At 68.8% G+C, this 18632-nt stretch carries 18 protein-coding genes and 1 rRNA gene; 6 read left to right on the top strand and 13 right to left on the bottom strand.

Translation table 11 applies throughout. The features are described from left to right. The 3 genes from ACLQ2O_RS40455 to ACLQ2O_RS40445 form a co-directional block, all read right to left on the bottom strand. Positions 1-66: ribosomal RNA gene (locus tag ACLQ2O_RS40455) — 16S ribosomal RNA — on the bottom strand; the annotation flags it as partial. A 548-nt stretch (positions 67-614) separates the two neighbouring features. Continuing rightward, complete coding sequence (locus ACLQ2O_RS40450; protein ID WP_425842917.1) at positions 615-1562, bottom strand: electron transfer flavoprotein subunit alpha/FixB family protein; 948 nt, start codon at positions 1560-1562, stop codon at positions 615-617. A 14-nt stretch (positions 1563-1576) separates the two neighbouring features. Beyond that, positions 1577-2359, bottom strand: coding sequence for an electron transfer flavoprotein subunit beta/FixA family protein (locus ACLQ2O_RS40445; protein WP_184796151.1), 783 nt, complete (start codon positions 2357-2359; stop codon positions 1577-1579). Positions 2360-2465: 106 nt separating this feature from the next. Between ACLQ2O_RS40445 and ACLQ2O_RS40440 the strand changes: the two genes are divergently transcribed. Continuing rightward, the gene (locus tag ACLQ2O_RS40440; protein ID WP_425842915.1) at positions 2466-3197 is read left to right on the top strand and encodes a class I SAM-dependent methyltransferase; all 732 of its coding nucleotides are present in this window, start codon (positions 2466-2468) and stop codon (positions 3195-3197) included. On the opposite strand, the gene ACLQ2O_RS40435 is transcribed toward ACLQ2O_RS40440, so the two are convergent. From ACLQ2O_RS40435 to ACLQ2O_RS40420, 4 genes are read right to left on the bottom strand one after another with little or no spacing between them, the layout of a single operon-like run. Continuing rightward, positions 3172-4137 carry a hypothetical protein gene (locus ACLQ2O_RS40435; protein ID WP_425842913.1) on the bottom strand — a complete coding sequence of 322 codons (966 nt, stop codon included), beginning with the start codon at positions 4135-4137 and terminating at the stop codon, positions 3172-3174. The two genes, ACLQ2O_RS40440 and ACLQ2O_RS40435, sit on opposite strands and share 26 nt — an antisense overlap. Then, positions 4130-5011 (bottom strand): acyltransferase, encoded by an 882-nt coding sequence (locus ACLQ2O_RS40430; RefSeq protein WP_425842911.1) that lies wholly within the window; start codon positions 5009-5011, stop codon positions 4130-4132. The genes ACLQ2O_RS40435 and ACLQ2O_RS40430 overlap by 8 nt, the downstream gene beginning before the upstream one ends. Positions 5012-5022: 11 nt before the next feature. Continuing rightward, positions 5023-5970: a class I SAM-dependent methyltransferase gene (locus ACLQ2O_RS40425; RefSeq protein WP_425842909.1), complete on the bottom strand. Its 948-nt coding sequence runs from the start codon at positions 5968-5970 to the stop codon at positions 5023-5025. After that, a complete protein-coding gene (locus tag ACLQ2O_RS40420; protein ID WP_425842907.1) occupies positions 5971-6750 on the bottom strand; it encodes an enoyl-CoA hydratase/isomerase family protein in 780 nt (259 codons plus the stop codon). Between the two features lie 97 nt (positions 6751-6847). On the opposite strand from ACLQ2O_RS40420, the gene ACLQ2O_RS40415 reads away from it, so the two are divergent. Beyond that, positions 6848-7315, top strand: a complete 468-nt coding sequence (locus ACLQ2O_RS40415; protein WP_425842905.1) for an SRPBCC family protein — start codon at positions 6848-6850, stop codon at positions 7313-7315. A 221-nt stretch (positions 7316-7536) separates the two neighbouring features. Here ACLQ2O_RS40415 and ACLQ2O_RS40410 read toward each other — a convergent pair whose 3' ends face one another. Genes ACLQ2O_RS40410 through ACLQ2O_RS40390 form a run of 5 tightly spaced genes read right to left on the bottom strand, consistent with a single transcriptional unit; the run spans position 7537 to position 12620 of the window. Then, the gene (locus ACLQ2O_RS40410; protein WP_425842903.1) at positions 7537-8580 is read right to left on the bottom strand and encodes a Gfo/Idh/MocA family protein; all 1044 of its coding nucleotides are present in this window, start codon (positions 8578-8580) and stop codon (positions 7537-7539) included. Beyond that, positions 8577-9596 carry a Gfo/Idh/MocA family protein gene (locus ACLQ2O_RS40405; RefSeq protein WP_425842901.1) on the bottom strand — a complete coding sequence of 340 codons (1020 nt, stop codon included), beginning with the start codon at positions 9594-9596 and terminating at the stop codon, positions 8577-8579. Before ACLQ2O_RS40405 ends, ACLQ2O_RS40410 begins: the two co-directional genes overlap by 4 nt. A gap of 9 nt (positions 9597-9605) precedes the next feature. Beyond that, positions 9606-10442 carry a carbohydrate ABC transporter permease gene (locus tag ACLQ2O_RS40400; RefSeq protein WP_425842899.1) on the bottom strand — a complete coding sequence of 279 codons (837 nt, stop codon included), beginning with the start codon at positions 10440-10442 and terminating at the stop codon, positions 9606-9608. Next, positions 10435-11334, bottom strand: coding sequence for a carbohydrate ABC transporter permease (locus tag ACLQ2O_RS40395; RefSeq protein WP_425842897.1), 900 nt, complete (start codon positions 11332-11334; stop codon positions 10435-10437). The genes ACLQ2O_RS40400 and ACLQ2O_RS40395 overlap by 8 nt, the downstream gene beginning before the upstream one ends. Continuing rightward, positions 11331-12620: an ABC transporter substrate-binding protein gene (locus ACLQ2O_RS40390; protein WP_425842895.1), complete on the bottom strand. Its 1290-nt coding sequence runs from the start codon at positions 12618-12620 to the stop codon at positions 11331-11333. The genes ACLQ2O_RS40395 and ACLQ2O_RS40390 overlap by 4 nt, the downstream gene beginning before the upstream one ends. Positions 12621-12894: 274 nt before the next feature. Between ACLQ2O_RS40390 and glgX the strand changes: the two genes are divergently transcribed. Beyond that, positions 12895-14931 (top strand): glycogen debranching protein GlgX, encoded by a 2037-nt coding sequence (gene glgX / locus ACLQ2O_RS40385; RefSeq protein WP_425842921.1) that lies wholly within the window; start codon positions 12895-12897, stop codon positions 14929-14931. A gap of 63 nt (positions 14932-14994) precedes the next feature. Beyond that, the gene (locus ACLQ2O_RS40380) at positions 14995-15801 is read left to right on the top strand and encodes an SGNH/GDSL hydrolase family protein (protein ID WP_425842894.1); all 807 of its coding nucleotides are present in this window, start codon (positions 14995-14997) and stop codon (positions 15799-15801) included. On the opposite strand, the gene ACLQ2O_RS40375 is transcribed toward ACLQ2O_RS40380, so the two are convergent. Further along, positions 15754-16746: a hypothetical protein gene (locus ACLQ2O_RS40375; protein ID WP_425842892.1), complete on the bottom strand. Its 993-nt coding sequence runs from the start codon at positions 16744-16746 to the stop codon at positions 15754-15756. The genes ACLQ2O_RS40380 and ACLQ2O_RS40375 overlap by 48 nt on opposite strands. A gap of 76 nt (positions 16747-16822) precedes the next feature. Between ACLQ2O_RS40375 and ACLQ2O_RS40370 the strand changes: the two genes are divergently transcribed. Then, positions 16823-17644, top strand: coding sequence for a MerR family transcriptional regulator (locus ACLQ2O_RS40370; protein WP_425842890.1), 822 nt, complete (start codon positions 16823-16825; stop codon positions 17642-17644). Then, positions 17641-18513, top strand: coding sequence for a transglutaminase-like domain-containing protein (locus ACLQ2O_RS40365; RefSeq protein WP_425842888.1), 873 nt, complete (start codon positions 17641-17643; stop codon positions 18511-18513). Before ACLQ2O_RS40370 ends, ACLQ2O_RS40365 begins: the two co-directional genes overlap by 4 nt. Positions 18514-18632: the final 119 nt, after the last annotated feature.

Genomic DNA, 18632 nt, shown 5'->3' with positions numbered 1-18632 from the left:
CTCGACTTGCATGTGTTAAGCACGCCGCCAGCGTTCGTCCTGAGCCAGGATCAAACTCTCCGTTGAAATCTATATGTCAACCACAGCAAGCTGCAGATAACAGACTACTTTGAGTGATCCTTTGAATCAGAGACAATCAAACTGACTTGAATCCAGAAATTTCATTCAAAGGAATCCGACACAGAACAACAGACAACCCAACACCCACAATCTCGAAGAGACCAGGGGTAGGAGAGTCACCCAATGCCTGTGTACGGGGTTAATGCATATTTCGGCATTGACTTTCGGCACGCTGTTGAGTTCTCAAGAATCGGGCGCACACCGCGTTTCACACTTTCGTGCGAAGCTCCGGGGCAACTCGACAAACCTTACTGTTTCGTCCAGGCCCGGTCAAATCGGGCTTTTCGAACCAGCATCCCTGCGTGACCCAGCAGCCCAAACCCGCACGAGGCGCGTCTCGGCTTCAAAGATCTTCAAGGATTGTGTTGAGGCGACCGGCCGCTTTCGCGTCCCGCACTCGCTCCAACAAGAAGAACATTACTGACATTCGGGGTGCAGATGCAAATCGAGGGTTGGGGCCCGACGGCACGGGGTACCGACGGGCCCCGACAGGCTCAGGACTTGCGCTTGGTGACCTCTTCGGTAGCCGTCGGCAGGACCTTGTGCAGGTCCCCCACGACGCCGAAGTCGACCAGCTCGAAGATCGGAGCTTCCTCGTCCTTGTTGATGGCGACGATGGTCTTCGAGGTCTGCATACCGGCCCGGTGCTGGATGGCGCCCGAGATGCCCGCGGCGACGTACAGCTGGGGAGAGACGGTCTTGCCCGTCTGGCCCACCTGGTAGGCGTGCGGGTACCACCCGGAGTCCACAGCGGCCCTGGAAGCACCGACAGCTGCGCCCAGGGAATCGGCGAAGGCTTCGACAGGGCCGAAGTCTCCCCCGGTCCCACGGCCGCCGGAGACGATGATGGCGGCCTCCGTGAGCTCCGGACGCCCGGTCGCCTCACGCGGCTTGGAGTCGGTGATGCGCGCGGTCTTCGCGGCGTCGGAGATCGTTACGTCGAACTCCTCCACCTCCGGCGACGTCTCGGCCGCCTCGGGAGTGGCCGCGTTCGGCTTCACCGTGATGATCGGCGTGCCGTGGGTGACCTTGGCCTGGACCGTGTAGTTGCCGGCGAACACCGACTGCGTGGTCACCGGTCCCTCCTGCACGTCGACGGCGTCGGTGATCAGGCCGGACTCCAGCTTGACCGCGAGACGGGCGGCGATCTCCTTGCCCTCGGCGCTGGACGAGATCAGGATCGCGGCCGGCTCGAGCTTGGCCGCGACCTGCTGCAGCGCCTCGGCCTTGGGAGCCACCAGGTACTGCGTCAGCTCCGGGTTGGTCAGCGCGATCACCTTGGTGGCGCCGTACTGACCCAGGGCCGGGAGGGCGTCCTGGACTCCCTCGCCGATGTAGACCGCGACCGGCTCGCCGAGACGACGGGCGATCGTGAGGAGCTCCGCGGTGGTCTTGCGGACCGTGCCGCCGGTGTGGTCGACGAGAACGAGAACGTTCGACATATTCGGGTCGCTCCTCAGAGGAACTTGTTGGTGGACAGGAACTCGACGAGCTGGGCAGCGCCGCTGCCGTCCTCGTCGGCGACGATCGTGCCGGCGGTGCGCGCCGGGCGGGCGGTCACCTCGGTGACCTCGGTCCAGGCACCGGCCTGGCCCACCTGCTCACCGGACAGCTCGAGGTCGGCCAGCGACCAGGTCTCGACCGGCTTCTTCTTCGCCGCCATGATCCCCTTGAACGACGGGTACCGCGGCTCGTTGGCCTGGTCGCTCACGCTCAGCACGAGCGGCAGCGTGCCCTCGACGGTGTCGCTGGCGGTGTCGCCGTCACGGCGGATCTTCACCGTGCTCCCGTCGACAGTCACCTCCGAGCCCAGCGTGACGGCCGGCAGGCCGAGCCGCTCGGCCACCATCGCCGGGACGACACCCATGCCACCGTCGGTGGAGCCCATGCCGAACACGACCAGGTCGGCCTCGAGCTTGCCCAGCGCCTTGGCCAGGATCAACGAGGTCGCCACGGCGTCGGAGCCGTGGATCGCGTCGTCGATCACGTGGACGCCGGCGTCGGCGCCCATCTGCAGGCCCTTCTTCACGGCGTCGGCGGCCTGCTCGGGGCCGACGGTGAGTACCGTCACCTCGGCGTCGCCGTTCTCCTTGACGGTGAGCGCGGTCTCGACGGCGTACTCGTCCAGCTCGGACAGCAGCCCGTCGACACCGGCGCGGTCCACCGTGTTGTCCTCGGAGCGGAAGCGGCGGTCCGCGGTGGCATCCGGCACGAACTTCGCGCAGACGACGATCTTCATAGCGTGTGGGACCCCTTCTGGTTAACGGTCTCTCCCAGCCTGCCACGGATGTTACTCACGAGAAACATATGACGTGTGCGAGTCCCATCACAGTTACGCTGACCGGGTGACCGAGACGTTACCTCTTACCGGCGAGCGGACCGCCCCGGGGATCTGGCACGAGAACTACTGGTTCGCGCGCCACGAGGCCGCCTACCGCTGGATCGTGGACAGCGTGGGACCGAACGGCCGGGTGCTCGACGCCGGGTGCGGCGAGGGGTACGGCGCGGAGCTGCTGCGCGCTGGGGGTGCGCGGCAGGTGTTCGGTCTCGACTATGAAGATACGAGCATTCGCCATGCCGCGAGGGCTTATCCACAGGTCAATCTGGTGCAGGGCAACCTCGTCCAGACCGGGTTCGCCGACGGCTCCTTCGACCTGATCACCAGCCTGCAGACGATCGAGCACTTGTGGGAGCAGCCGCGGTTCGTCGCCGAGTGCGCGCGGATCCTCGCGCCGGGCGGCACGCTGGTCCTGACCACGCCGAACCGGCTGACCTTCCCGCCGGGGAACTGGTACCACACGACAGAGCTGACGATGGCGGAGCTCGTGGAGCTCACCGAGCCCGCGCTCGAGGTCGTCCAGACGTACGGGCTGCGGCACGGCGAGCGCCTCACGGCGTGGGAGGCCGAGCACGGCTCAGCGGTCGAGCGGCAGCTCGAGGCCGACCACACCGAGTGGGACGAAAAGCTGAGCGCGCTCGTACGACGTACGAACGCGCTCGACTTCGAGATCGGCCCGCCCGGCGACGACTGCCTGGACCTCGTCCTGGTCGCTAGGGCCGGACGAACCGCTCGATGATCTTGCCGACGATCAGGTAGACCAGCGCCGCGATCCCCCAGTTCACCAGCAGGGTGTTCTTCGCGGTCTCCAGCCGGAACAGGTCCTTGAACGGGCCCACCAGGTCGTGCCCGCGCTCCAGCACCCAGCGCACGATCTCGTTGCTCTGGTTGGCCTGGTCGAGCGCGGTGAACAACGCCCCCAGCGCCAGTACGGCGGCCGCCAGCACCGCGATCAGCCACACCAGCGAGGCGACCAGGTTCCGCACCCGCTTCACCCCGGAGCCCATCGTCGACATCGCGGCCCGGCCCTTGCCGGGTGAGGACGACTCGCGCGCGGCCCGCGCGGCCGCCAGCGGGTTCTCCCCCGCATTGTTGCCCGAGGCACCTGTCGCGGAAGCGCCCGTCGCGGCCGGCTGGCGGGTGACCGGCTTGGTCACCGCGGTCTCGTCGTCCTTCGGTCCCGCGGTGGCGGCCTCCGCCTCGCGCGCCTTCTGCGCCGCGACGATCTCGGCCGCGGTCTTCGGTTTGGTCTTCGTGGCCGTCACACCCCGACTCGAGTCCGCCGCCGCGTCGGCGTTGTCCGCCGGCTGGGTGGCCTGGTCGGACTCGGTGGCCTTCGCCGCCTTGTCGTCCTGTGTACTCACGTCGTCCATCTCCTCAGCCGGGGTCGGTTCCTCGTCCGCCACCTGCGGCGTCTTTTTGCGCCGGTTGCCCGGGACCGGGCGCGGCGACAACCGTCGCCGGACGCCCAGCGGGCGCTGATCCACACTGTCCAACGTAGCGACAGCCGGACCTTCCGTCACGATCGGCACCGGATCGACCGCCCGGTACCGTGCCTGCGTGATCGAGCCGTCGGCGGCCGCCTGGTCGAGCGACGTACGGTCGCCGGCCGTCTCCTCAGCGGCCGGACCGCCGGAGCCCAGGGCGGACAGGCGTGCGCTGCCCGTCTGGTCAACCACGCGGGGACTCCTCTCCGACGACTTCCGGGACATACTGCCCGACTGGTGAGTAACTTGAGAACCCCTCGGCGCTCGACGGCGCGTCACCAGTCGTAGAAGTACGGTTACCCACCGGAGTACCGTCCACACCACCCGCCACGCCGCGCCGTGGCCGGATTTCCGCACCACTGGTCACTTCAGCCCCACCCGTCGGGTCCAGACCAGCACGCAGCCGGGCCGCCGTCGCCTCATTCTCCCGCGCCAGGCCGGCCAGGTACTCGCGCCGTTCGGCACCGTCGGCGTACCGGCTGACCCGATCCCGTACGACGACCGCCGGGATCCCGACCGCCACGGCGTACTCCGGAATGTTGCCACGGGCAACACTGTTCGCGCCGATCACCGCGCCGCGGCCGATATCGGTGCCGCGGGTCACGGTCACCTTCGTGGCCAGCCAGCAGTCCGGGCCGATCCGGACCGGCGACTTCACCAGTCCCTGATCCTTGATCGGCAGGCCGAGATCGTCGGTCCTGTGGTCGAAGTCGCAGATGTAGGTCCAGTCCGCGACCAGCGTGGAGGCGCCGATCTCGACGTCCAGGTAGCAGTTCACCGTGACGTCGCGGGCGAAGACCACCTTGTCGCCGATCCGCAGCGTGCCCTCGTGCGCGCGCAGGCGGGTCTCGTCGCCCAGGTGCACCCACCGGCCGAGCACGATCCGGCCGTGCCCGGGGCGAACGACGATCTCCAGCTTCTTGCCCAGGAAGACAAAACCCTCGGTGATCACCTGCGGGTGCCGCAGCTTGAACCACGCGAACCGCCAGTACCGCTTCAGGTAGTACGGCGTCCACGCCCGGTGGCGGACCACCCAGCGCACGTTCTCCAGCGACAGCAACCGCATCAGGCCAGTATCTACTCCGCTACACCAGTGATGGACACGTTGTAGTACAACTCGTCCGGAACCACCTGCGCGAGCACCTTGTCCACCTTCGACAGCTGCAACCACGACCGGTACGCGAACATCCGCCACCCGAACCCGAGCTTCTGCTCCGGTACGGCGGCCTCGAACGTCCGGATCGGCCAGCCGACCCACGCCGCCAGCAGCTCCTCCGTCACCGTCTTCACCTCGACCGCACCCGCCCGCGACGCCATCCGCGCCAGCGTGTCCGGGTCGAACGTGTGCAGGTCGACGACGGCCTCCAGCGCCGCGGCGCGGGACGACTCGTCCAGCTCGGCCTGCGGACGCCGCCAGTCCCCGAGCGCCGGGATCTTGGTCAGGTTCGTGGCCGCCCACCAGGTGAACCGCGACAGCCGGCGCGCCACGAAGTCGCCGTACCGGGTCGGTTCGCCGCAGATCACGAAGCGGCCGCCGGGCTTGAGCACGCGCAGCATCTCGCGGAACGCCAGCTCGACGTCGGGGATGTGGTGGATCACCGCGTGGCCGATCACCAGGTCGAACGTGTTGTCGTCGTACGGCAGCTTCTCCGCGTCGGCGACCTTGCCCTCGACGGCGAAGCCGAGCGTGGCCGCGTTCTTCTGCGCCGCCTCGACCATGCCCGGGGACAGGTCGGTCACGTGCGCCTCGGCCAGCACGCCGGCCAGCTTCAGGTTGAGCGTGAAGAAGCCGGTGCCGGCGCCGATCTCGAGCGACTTGCCGTACGGCCAGCCCTGGTCGCCGGCGATCGCGGTGAAGCGGTCGCGGGCATAGGTGACGCAGCGCTCGTCGTACGAGATCGACCACTTCTCGTCGTACGTCGAGGCTTCCCAGTCGTGGTAGAGCACCTGGGCCAGCTTGTTGTCGTTCCAGGCCGCCTCAACCTGTTCGGCAGTGGCAGCAGGCTTCTCAGCAGACGTGGTCATTCAGTTTCCCTTGAACTCGGCCTTACCAGGGCCGTTCTCGACGAAGGACTTCATCCCGATCGCGCGGTCCTCGGTGGCGAACAGCCCGGCGAACTGCTGCCGCTCGATCTCCAACCCGGTGTGCAGGTCGACGCCGAGCCCGGCGTCGATCGACTCCTTCGCGGCGCGCAGCGCCAGCGCGGCGGCCCCGGAGAACTGCGAGGCCCAGGCCACAGCGGCCGTGTAGACCTCAGCAGCAGGAACGACCTGGTCGACGAGACCGATCCGCAGCGACTCCTCGGCGGAGACGAAGCGACCGGTGTAGATCAGGTCCTTGGCCTTCGACGGGCCGATCAGCCGGGACAGCCGCTGGGTGCCGCCGGCGCCCGGGATGATGCCGAGCAGGATCTCCGGCTGGCCGAGCTTGGCGTCGTCGGCCGCGATCCGGTAGTCGGCGCAGAGCGCGAGCTCGCAGCCGCCACCGAGCGCGTAGCCGGTGATCGCCGCGACCGTCGGCTTCGGGATGGCCGCGACCGCGGACAGCGACGACTGCAGCGGGCCCGAGCGGCGGACCATGTCGGCGTACGACATGTCGGCCATCTCCTTGATGTCCGCGCCGGCCGCGAAGACCTTCTCGCCGCCGTAGATCACCACCGCGCGCACCTCGTCGGAGGCCGCGGCCTGGTCAGCGGCGGCCCGGATCTCCTCCTGGACCTGGACGTTCAGCGCGTTCATCTTCGGCCGGTCCAGCCGGATCGTGCCGACCCCGTCGGCCACCGTCAGGTTGACGAACTCGCCCATCGCCTCGCTCCTCCAGTCGTGGTACTACCCGCCGGTCACATCCCCGGCACCGTACCGGACGAGGATTCCGATCGCCCGCACCGGGCACCGGGTGGTCATGAGCGACGACAAGGCCATCACCGTGACCCGTACGATCAATGCCTCGACGAAGGATCTGTTCGGCATCCTCAGCAACCCCGAGCGGCACGCCGAGCTGGACGGCTCCGGATTCGTCGTCGGCGACGAGAAGTCGGACCGGATCACCGCCAGCGGGCAGGTGTTCCGGATGAACATGACCGGCGACCACATGGGCGGCGAGTACCAGACCGACAACACCGTCGTCGGCTACGACCCGAACCACCTGCTCGCGTGGCAGACCGCGCCGGCGGGCACCGAGCCGCCGGGGTGGCAGTGGGTCTGGGAGCTCAAGGCTCTCGACGCCGGGGACACCCAGGTCACGCTCACCTACGACTGGTCGAAGGTGACCGATCGCGAGATCCTGCAGAAGGTGACGTTCCCCCTGGTCTCGCAGGAGCAGCTCGAGGACTCCCTCGGCAACCTCGCCTCCGCGGTGGTCAAGAGCTAGGGCGTGTCTCCAAATCCCTCGCCGTAGCGAGCAGGTGCTCGGTGCGGTAGCTCGGAGTGCTGGAGTGAAGCCCTCGATGTTTTTCCATCGTGGGCTTTGCTCCAGTGCTCCGAGGTGCCGTGCCGAGTGCCGCGCAGTAGGCGAGGGATTTGGAGACACGCCCTAGTCGAGCGGGGTGGGAGCGCTGCTCCCACCCCGCGTCCACCTCCGCCCCGAGGTGGTCAGAGGTCGACGGGCTGGCCTGCTGCGACCGAGCGGCGGGCCGCGTCGACGATTCGGAGGGTGCGGAGCCCCACGGCGCCGTCCGGCTGCGGTACGACGGCCGGCGGCTGACCCGCTACGGCCGGACCGGAGGCCCGCACCGCGGAGAGGAACTCACCGAGCATCGCGCCGTCCAGGTCGCCGCCGACGCCCAGGTAGACCTCGCCCGACGCGTCCGTGCCGCCGACGTGCTCCTGGAACGGTGCGATCTCCACCGAGCCGTTGGTACCGGTCACCTGCAGCGTCACGCCACCCCAGGTCGGGCCGTTGTCCGGCATGCTCCAGGAGCAGTCGATGGTGGCCAGCAGCCCGTTGTCGTACGTGATGGTGACCAGACCGCCGGTCTCGACCGCCACGTCCTTGTCCTGGTGCAGGACGTGGTTGGCAGCGGCGTGGACCCGGGCGGCCCCGGCTCCACCGGTCAGGCCGTCGATCAGGTCGGCACAGTGGACGGTGTGGTCGACGAGCGCTCCCCCGCCGGCCAGCTTCGCGTCGGTGAACCACTGGCGCTGGTCGTACGGGATCTTCCCGTTGTTGGTCCCCAGTACGGCGAACACGTCGCCCAGCCGTCCGGCCTCCACCGACGCCTTCAACCGCCCGTACGACGGCGCGAAGCGCACCGGGTAGGCGACCATCAGGATCGTCCCGGCCGCCGCGCACGCGGCCAGCATCGCCTCGCCGTCGGCGACCTCGGTGGCCAGTGGCTTCTCGCAGAGCACGTGGGCGCCCACTGCCGCGGCCCGCTCGACCAGCGGCCGGTGCAGCGCGTTCTCGGCCGTCACCACGACCGCGTCCGGGCCCCAGGCGAACAACTCGTCGTACGTGTCGACGTAGTCCACGCCGTGGGAAGCGGCGAAGGCGGCACCCCGCTCACCGGCGTCCGGCGCAGCGGCGCCGTCCGGGTCGGACGACAGCACCTCGATCCCCGGAAGCGCGGCCAGCTTGGAGGCGTAGGAGGAGGCGTGCGTGTGCGCGAACGAGGCGATCGCAACCTTGAGGCTCATCGGGCCACTCCTGCCGGGTCGAAGCTCTTCATGTCGATCGTGCGCCCGGTCTCCATCGACGCCCGGGCGGCCTCGGCCAGGTAGACGGCGGCAGCGCCGTCCGCGGCGTCGACCCGTGGCTCGGGACCGCCGCGCAGCGCGAGGGCGAACTCCCGCAGCTGGGTGAGGTACGGGCTCTCGCCGAGCGTGCTGGCAGGGATCAGCAGGTCGCCGCTCGCGGCGCCCTCCTTCAGTTCCTCGGCGTACCCGGTGTTCTCCGCGGACGAGAACCGCAGCTGCCCGGTCGAGCCCGCGATCGCGAACGTGGTCTTGAACGGCGTGCCGGTCGCTCCCCAGGTCGCGCGGAGATGACTGATCGCGCCACCGGAGTGGGTCAGCGTCACGTGGGCCGCGACGTTGACCGGCGAGATCCCGTCGACCGACGGCGGGCTCTGCACGGCGTACACGCTCTCGACCTCGCCGCACAGCCAGCGGGCCTGGTCGAGGTCGTGCACCATCAGGTCCATGATCACGCCGCCCGAGCGGGCGACGTCGCGGTACCAGCCCTTGCCGGCGGGCGAGCTGGCCTGCCGGGAGAAGCGGGCCACCGCGACCTGACCGATCCGGCCCTTGCGCACGGCGTCGTACGCCGCCTTGTACGCCGGGAAGAAGCGCACCACGTGCGCCGGGTACAGCTTGACCCCGGCCGCCGCAGCGGCCGTGGACAGCTCGTGCGACGCGGCGGCGGTCAGCGTCAGCGGCTTCTCGCAGATCACGTCCCGGCCGGCCTTGATCGCGGCCAGCGTGACGTCGTGGTGGGTCGCCGACGGCGTGACGATGTCGACGAACTCGACCGCGGCCAGCAGCTCGTCGAGCGAGCCCGCGACCTCCAGCCCGTACTCCGCCGCCAGCTCGTCGGCGCCCTCGGCCGAGTGGACCAGGACACGCGCGCCGAGCGCCTTCCAGGCTTCGACGTGGACGTGGGCGATGTTGCCCGCACCCACCAGTCCGACCGTGAGGCCGGTGAGGTCTGTCATGGAGATTCCTTACTTGAGACCAGAGAAAGCAATACCTTCGACGACGCGACGCTGCAGTACGACGAAGAGAATCAGAACCGGCGCCATCGCCATCAGCGCCGCGGCCATCAGCACCCCGGGCGAGATCGTGCCCTGGTAGCCGGCCAGGGTGGCCAGACCGACCGAGAGCGGCATCTTCTCGGGGCTCGAGGCGATCACGAGCGGCCAGAGCAGGTCGGCCCAGGAGGCGAGCACGGTGATGATCGCCAGCGAGACCAGGCCGGGCCGCGCCACCGGCAGGACGACCTTCCAGAACGTCTGCCACGGGTTGCACCCGTCGAGGCGGGCGGCTTCCTCCAGCTCGGCCGGGATGGTCCGGAAGAACTGCATCATCAGGAACGTGCCGAACGCGCTGAAGATGCCAGGGGCGATGATCCCCTGGATCGAGTCGAGCCAGCCCAGCGACTGGATGATCTGGTACTGCGGGATCAGGTACACCTGGCTGGGCACCATCAGGATGGACAGGATCAGTGCCAGCATCAGCCCCTTGAACCGGAACGACATCCGGGCGAAGGCGTAGCCGGCCATCGAGCAGAGCACCAGCTGGCCGATCGTCCGGCCGGCGGTGACCGCCACCGACACCCAGAACTGGTCCAGGAACGGCAGCCGCTGGAACACCTCGGAGAAGTTGGCCCACTCCAGCTTCGACGGGAACACGTCCGGCGGCACCGACTGGATCTCGGACTGGCTGGAGAAGGCCATCTTCAGCTGCCACAGGAACGGGAACATCATCACCAGGCTGCCGAGGATCAGGACGACGTGCGCGAGCCGGTTGCTGCCGAGTCGTTGCGTGTCGCGCTTAGTCATAGCTCACCCACCGGCGCTGGAGACGGAACTGGAACAGGGTCAGCAGCCCGACCACGGCCAGGATCAGTACGGCGACCGCCGCGGCGTACCCGCGGTCGTTGCCGACGAAGGCCGCGTCGTAGAACAGGAACACCAGCGACTGCGTCTTGGGCATCACCGGGTTGGTCGGCCCGAGCAGCGCGAACAGCTGGTCGAACAGCTGGAACCCGGCGATCGTGGTGACGACCGACAGGAAGAAGATCGACGGCGTCAGCAGCGGCACGGTGATCGAGCGGAACTGCTGCAGCCGCGAGGCGCCGTCCAGTGACGCCGCCTCGTACAGCTCACCGGGGATGCCCTTCAGCCCGGCCGACAGCACGATCATGTTGAAGCCGATCGACATCCACAGCCCGAGCAGCGCGACCGCGACCAGCGCGAACCACGGTTGCGTGATCCAGGACGGGCCGTCGACGCCGATCACCTTCAGCGCCTGGTTGAGGATCCCGTACTCGCCGTTGTAGATGATCCGCCAGACCAGCGAGATCGCCGTCGGCAGTGCGACGTACGGCAGGAAGAACAGCGTCCGGTAGACCATCGCGCCGCGCAGCCCGGGACGGTTCAGCAGGCTGGCGAACAGCACCGCCAGCGGGATCCCGAGCAGCACGATCGCGGTGTAGACGACCGTGTTGACGATCGCCCGGTAGACCTCGGTGTCGGCGACCAGCGTGCCGTAGTTCGCCACGCCGACCCACTCGCTGCCACCGAACGGGCCGGTCTCGGTGAAGCTGTCGTACAGGGTCTTCAGCAGCGGCCACAGGTAGAAGACGCCGACACCGAGGAAGGTCGGCAGGACGAACAGCCAGGGCCAGCTGCCGTCGGCCCGCCGTCGCTTCTTCTCAGCCAGCGCAGTCACTTCTCCTTGCCCAGCGCCTCGTCCATCTTGGCCGCGACGTCCGGTCCGACCTCGGACATCGGCTTGTCACCGCCGAACGCGGGTGCGATCTGGTCGGTCTCGAGCTTGTTCCACACCGAGGTGTCCTTGCTCACCGGGTACGGCTCGGCGTACTGCGAGGCCGCGTCGATGAACGTCTTCAGCGCGTACGGCGCGGAGCTCACGAAGTCGCCCTGGGTGCCGTTGAACGCCGGGTTGGCGGCGCCGGCCTTGGCCTGGATCAGCGCGGCGTCCTTGCTGCCCAGGAAGGCCAGGAACGCGGCCGCGGCCTGCGGGTTCTTGGTCTTGGCGCTCATCACGTTGGCCAGGCCGTGGATCGGCGTCTTGCGCTCGCCGTTCGGGGCCTTCGGGATCGGCAGGATCGCCAGGTCGTTCTTGACCGGCGACTTCAGCGCCATCGAGACCAGCCAGTTGCCGTTCCACATCATCGCGGCCTTGCCGCTGAAGAACCGCTCACGGCCGGGGGTCTCGGAGTTCTGCGCGGCGGTCGGGGTGTAGCCGGACTTGACCATGTCGGACCAGAACTGCAGGCCCTCGACCGTCTTCGGGTCGCCGTACCCGGACTTGCCGTCCTTGATCACGTAGCCGCCGTTGCTCATGATCGCGGGGTAGTAGTTGCCCTGGTTGCCCAGCTCATCACCGCTGGCCCAGATGCCCTTCGGGCCGAGCGCGGCCTTCAGCTTCGCGGCGGCGGCCTTGTAGTCGTCCCAGGTCCAGTCGGCGGTCGGCTCGGCGACCTTGGCCTGGGCGAAGAGCTTCTTGTTGTACCAGAAGGCGATCGTGTCGAAGTCCTTCGGGACGCCGTACTGCTTGCCGTCCCAGGAGTAGAGGTCGTCCAGGGCCTTCGGGTAGTTGGCCGGGTCGACCTGCTTGCCCTCGATCAGGCCGTCGAGCGTGGCCAGCTGCTTGTTGGCCGCGAACAGCTGCAGGTTCGGGCCGTTCATCCAGAACACGTCGGGCAGGTTGTCCGAGGTGCCCTGGGTCTTCAGCTTGGTGAAGTACTGGTCGAAGGTGGCCAGCGAGATGGACACCTTGACGTTGGGGTACTTGACGTTGAACGCCTTGACCAGCTGCTGCATCGCGGGCTGCTGGTTGACGTCCCAGATCGCGTAGGTGAGGTCGCCCTTCACCTGCGCGGGATCGTCGGGGACCTTGGCGTCACCGGCGTCGTTGCCGGAGTTCCCGCCACAGGCGGTGAGTGCGGTGGCGGCCAGGACGACGCCGGCCAGCAGGGTGGGGATTCGCATCTGTTCTTCTCCTCGGCTCACGGCTCGAGAGTCAACCTCTTACCTGAGGTAGGGTCCTTCAGGTAACTTAATAACGGTTTCTGCGTTTCTATCATTGCGCGTGTCTGCTCGCAACTACCCTTCCACGAACAACATCAACATCGCTACACACAACTCCTGCCCGTTGTGCGGAGGTTTGACACGTCATGGGCAGAATGTGCCGGTGACCGAAGCCACCGCCGCCCCGAACGAGCTCGGCCCTGCCTCCGACCAGGAAGCAGGCCCCGGCACCCGCCTGGGTGCCCAGGTGCTTGCCGACGGCACCACGTTCACCCTCTGGGCCCCGGCCGCCGAGCGGGTGGAGCTCGCGCTGCTCGGCCCGGACGGTGCCCAGCGCAACCTCGACCTGGTCCACACCGGCGAGTTCTGGACCGGTTTCGTCGCCGGCGTCGGCCACGGCCAGCGCTACGGCTACCGGGTGCACGGCCCGTTCGACCCGTCGAACGGCCTGCGCTTCCACCCGGCCAAGCTGCTGCTCGACCCGTACGCCCGGGCCGTCGACGGCACGCTCGACTTCGCCGGCCCGCTGATCTACGACTCCTCCGACGGCGACTCGGCCGGGCACGTCCCGGTCGGCGTGGTGGTCGCGGACGGCGAACCGCCGCCGCCGATCAGCCGCCCGGTCCCGTGGAGCGAGACGGTGATCTACGAGCTGCACACGAAGGGCTTCACCAAGCTGCACCCCGACGTACCGGAGCACCAGCGCGGTACGTACGCCGGTCTGGCGCACCCGTCCGTGATCAACTATCTGACCGAGCTCGGCATCACCTCGGTCGAACTGCTGCCGATCCACGAGTTCCTCACCGAACCGGCGATCGCCGCTCGCGGCCTGCCGAACTACTGGGGCTACAACACGCTCAACTACTTCGCCCCGCACGGACCGTTCTCGTCGGCCGGCTCGGCCGGGGAGCAGGTGGCGGAGTTCAAGGCGATGGTCGCCGCGTTCCACGCCGCGGGCATCGAGGTCATCCTCGACGTCGTCTACAACCACACCGCCGAGGGTGGTTTCGACGGCCCGACGCTGAGCTTCCGCGGGATCGACAACCGCGCCTACTACCGGCTCACCCACGGCGGCGTCACGTACGACGTGACCGGCACCGGCAACTCGGTGAACACCGCCCACCCGCAGGTCCGGCGCCTGGTCATGGACTCGCTGCGCTACTGGGTCGAGGAGATGGGCGTCGACGGGTTCCGGTTCGACCTGGCCGTGACGCTGATCCGCAACGAGCGGCACGAGGTCGACACCATCGACCACCCGTTCCTGGCCGAGGTGGCCGCCGACCCGGTGCTCGGCCGGGTCAAGCTGATCTCCGAGCCCTGGGACGTCGGCCCGTTCGGCTACCAGGTCGGCAACTTCGGGACGCCGTGGTCGGAGTGGAACGGCAAGTTCCGCGACTCGGTCCGCGACGTGTGGCGCACCTCGTCGTACGGCGTGCAGGACCTGGCCTACCGGCTGTCCGGCTCCAGCGACCTGTACGGCGACGACGGGCGCTACCCGTACGCGTCGATCAACTTCGTCACCGCGCACGACGGGTTCACGCTGCGCGACCTGGTCTCCTACGACCACAAGCACAACGAGGCGAACCGCGAGGACAACCGGGACGGCACCGACGACAACCGGTCCTGGAACTGCGGCGCCGAGGGCGAGACCGACGACGCGGGCATCGCCGCACTGCGCAAGCGGCAGATGGCGAACCTGATGACGACGCTGGTGCTGTCGACCGGCGTACCGATGATCACCGCGGGCGACGAGTGCGGCCGGACGCAGTACGGCAACAACAACGCCTACTGCCAGGACAGCGAGATCTCCTGGTTCGACTGGACGCTGCCGTCGGCCTGGTCGGAGCACCTCGGGCTGACCAAGCAGCTGCTCGCGCTCCGGGCGGCGCACCCCGCGCTGCGCCAGTGGCACTACTTCTCCGGGCAGCCGGTGGTACCGAGCGGACGCAAGGACCTGTCCTGGATCGCTCCGCACGGCGGCGAGATGACCGAGAACGACTGGCATGACGGGAATCTACGCACGATCGGCATGTTCCTGGCCGGCGACGCGCTGCGCGGCACCGATGCCGAGGGCAACGTTTTGACCGACAACTCGTTCCTGCTCGTGCTGAACGCGACCGCCGACGCCCGTGAGGTCGTCGTCCCGGACGCGTCGTGGGCGCCGGGGTACGAGGTCGTGGTGGACACGTCCGGGTCGGGTGTCACGGAGGTCGAGGCGGGCGCTCGCGTACCGCTCGCGCCGCGCTGCGTGGTGCTGCTCCGCGCACTCTGAGGGGTTGTTCACCTTCGGCAAGTATCTTCACTGGTCACCTGCTGTTCACCGGAGGGGGGACCAATGTTGTTGCTGCGCCGGGAGGCCCGAGAACGCACCACGCCGATCGGCGTACTGCACCGTGCGGTCCAGCGCTGGGGCGAGGCAGAGCGCAACAGCTCGCGCCTGGCGGTGCGCCGCTGGTGCGACGGCGTGGCCTACGTCGACGTCCAGGCCAAGACGTACGCCGAGTTCTGGACCCGGCAGAACGAGGAGGCGATGGCCGGCGACGGGCCGCTGTGGGTGGTGCTCGGCGACTCGACCGCGCAGGGTCTCGGCGCGTCCGCACCGCAGCACGGGTACGTCGGCCAGGTGCTGCGGTCGCTCCGCTCCACCGGTACGCCGTGGCGCGTGCTGAACCTCTCCCGCTCCGGAGCCCAGACCCAGCACGTGCTGAACGACCAGCTGCCGCTGATGGACGGACTGCAACCAGCACTCGTCACCTGCGGCATCGGGACCAACGACGTCCTCGGTACTCCGCCGAAGCGGTTCCGCGACCACCTGCGTCAGGTGATCGGCCGGCTGCCCTCCTCCTCGGTGGTGATGGACCTGACCGTGCCGGACCGTTTCTGGCGCGTCGGCGGCGCCATCAGCCCGTACGTGACCAGCGTCAACCAGCTGATCGACTCTGCCGCGTCGGAACGCGGTCTGCCGGTCGCGGAGGTCTCCCGGTACGCCCGGCCGCCGTGGCGTGGCCTGTTGGCTCCGGACAACTTCCACCCCAACAACTTCGGCTACCGGCAGCACGCCGACGCCCTACGGGCTGCACTACCGGCGGTCCACCTACAGCGCGGCATCTCGAGCGTTGCCGGAGCGGCCGGCCCTCGTTAACCGAGTCCAGCTCGCGTCGTCCGCCCAGATGGGGTGCGGTGTCAGGTAGGGCCCGAGCAGAGCGGTCAGGGCGGGATCGCCCTGGCCGTTGAGCTCCGCGGTCGCGATCTGCCGAGCTGAGCCCGCCAGGAGGTCGGCCAGCTGGACGCGGGGGTCGGTGCGTGAGTCGGTCTGCCGCAGTACCAGCGGGGAGTCGTCCATCAGCAGGTTGACCTGGGCGATCCGGTGGACGGTCAGGGCGCTCTGCTCGTCGTGGACCATCGCGACCGCATTGCCGTCGGCGTACCAATGCAGGGTGGTCTCGACGAGCGCGGGGATCAGCACCTCGAGCGGGGGCAGCAGGGTGCGGTCGTCGAAGAGCCTGTTCCGCAGGGAGTCCAGGGGCGGGCGGGTGATGTGCAGGACCGGCTCCAGTGGTGTGAGCCGGGCAGCCGCTGCCAGGAACTCCTCGACGCGGTCGTCGTACATGGTCCGGTTCTTCGAGCGGAGCAGGTCGATGAAGCTCTGCAGCAGCGTCCACCAGACGTCACCGTGCTGGGGACCCTGCCGGTGCAGAGCAAGAACGGTCTCCGGGTCGTGGGGGTCCAGGCTCGTGCCGGTCCGGTAGTCGAGGCCGTCCGTGAACAGCGCGCTGAGCCGACCGGCCAGCAAGAAGTACTTGTCCGTCAGCTGTACGGCGGACCGCCCGAGCAGCGGCCCCTCCGGCCCGAGCAGCCAGGTCAGCGCCGGGCGCTGCTTGAACAGCCTGGCCGACTTGTACTCCCCCGCGACGTACCGCGACCGGTCCCTCAGCTCCTCGACCGCCCGCCGCGCCTCCCCCGGCCCGAGCTGCACGCTCGCGTGGGCGAACACCCGCGTGTCCGGGTCGAGCAGGTTGGTCCCCGAGAAGCCGGACTCGTCACAGGCGATCTCGACGAGCCCCGACCAGACCGGCTCGACGGACATCACCCCATGATCGACCGGGCCGCGCCATCTGGCCAGGTATTTACTCTGCCCCAGGGGCAGGGTGTTGAGTACCACCATGCTGACGATCAGCGAGTTCGGCCGCCGCGCCGGACTCTCCCACAAAGCCTTGCGGCTGTACGACGTGTCGGGCCTGCTGGCCCCTGCCGCGGTCGACCCGGTCAGCGGGTACCGCCAGTACGACGAGGAGCAGCTCGAACGCGCCCGGCGGATCAGCGTGCTCCGCCAGGTCGAGATGCCGCTGGCCACGATCTCCGAGGTGCTCGCGGGCACCGACGAGGAGGCGCTGATCCGGCTCGACCGCTGGTGGGCCGCCCAGCAGGCCACCAACGAGGCCCGCCAGGAGACCGTCGAGTACCTGCGCGACCGGCTGCTCCGATCCGGGTCCCCCGGGCTGAGCCCACGGCCGGTCCTGCTGCGCGACGTGCCGGAGACCAAGCTCGCGTCGATCCGGGTGGACGTCGACCAGCAGGGCCTGATGGGCGTCATCGTGGCCTCGACGCTGGAGATCCGCGCCCACCTGACCGCGGCCGGGGCGGAGCTGCCCGGCGGGTCGTGGGTGATCTACCACGGCGCGGTCACGCCGGAGAGCGAGGCGACGGTCGAGATCTGCGTGCCGTTCGGCGGGACGGTCGACCCGGCCGGGCCGATCGGGATCCGGATCGAGCCGGCCCACACCGAGGCGTACTGCACGATCAGCCGCGACGAGTGCGCGTACCCGCGGATCATGCTCGCCTACGACCTGCTCGACGACTGGGTCCGGACCTCGAACCACGTGACCACCGGACCGGTCCGCGAGATCTACCTTCCCGGCTTCCGTGACCTGACCGGCTCCGAGCCGGCGGTCGACATCGCCCACCCGATCAGAGGACTGACATGAACTACGCCCAGCAGACGCCGTACAGCGACCCCGGCAAGTACGCCGGACTCCTGGACGAGCTGCCGAGGGACATCGCCGGCCTGACCGACGTCCTGCGGAACGTGCTGATCCACTACCGCGGCGGTGGCATCGAGTTCACCGGCGAGCACCTCGAAGAGGTGAACAACCGGTGGGTCGAGGCGATCCTCGGCACCGACCAGCGGCGCAACGCGTGCCCGCTCGCCACGCCGCGCAAGCCCGAGGACAAGGTCGCCGGCTGCTGCCGCGACTTCGCGCTGCTGCTCGTCGCGGCCCTGCGGCACCAGGGTGTCCCGGCCCGCAGCCGGATCGGGTTCGCGTCGTACTTCGTCCCGGGCTGGAACCACGACCACGTGATCGCCGAGTACTTCGACGGCGAGCGCTGGGTCCGGGTGGACGGGCAGCTCGACCCCGGCGAGCACTGGGGCTTCGACGTGCACGACATGCCGGAGGGCCCGTTCCGGTCGGCGGCCGAGGTGTGGCAGGCGTTCCGGGCCGGGGAGATCGACCCCGACCTGTACGGCGTGGACCCGTCGCTGCCGATCCGCGGCGGCTGGTTCATCCGCGACTACGTGTTCCTCCAGGTCGCCCACCTGTACGGCGACGAGCTGCTGCTGTGGGACGGCTGGGGCGCGATGGCCGACGACCTGGAGATGGACCTCACCCCGACCGACGAGCTCGCCGCGCTGCTGATCGCCTCCGACGCCGGGGACGAGGCGGCCGCGACCAAGCTGCGCGACTGGTACCGGTCCGACCCCGATCTCCATCCCGGCGAGAAGATCATGGTCCACTCGCCCACCGGCGGCGCGCCGTACAAGGTGGACCTGGTGAGCCGGCAGAAGCTCGCCTGACCACCCGCCGAGCAGGTCCGCTCCATCGTGAGATCGAGCCTTTCGGGGAGACCCGAATGCGTTGTCCCCGCACAGCCGGCGGCGCGACGGTTGAGGGGCACACCGATCAAGCGGCATCA

It is taken from the genome of Kribbella sp. DT2, assembly GCF_049844575.1.
Classification (GTDB): domain Bacteria; phylum Actinomycetota; class Actinomycetes; order Propionibacteriales; family Kribbellaceae; genus Kribbella.
The sequence above is the reverse complement of the archived record's forward strand: the minus strand, read 5'-3'. Positions and strand labels throughout refer to the sequence as shown.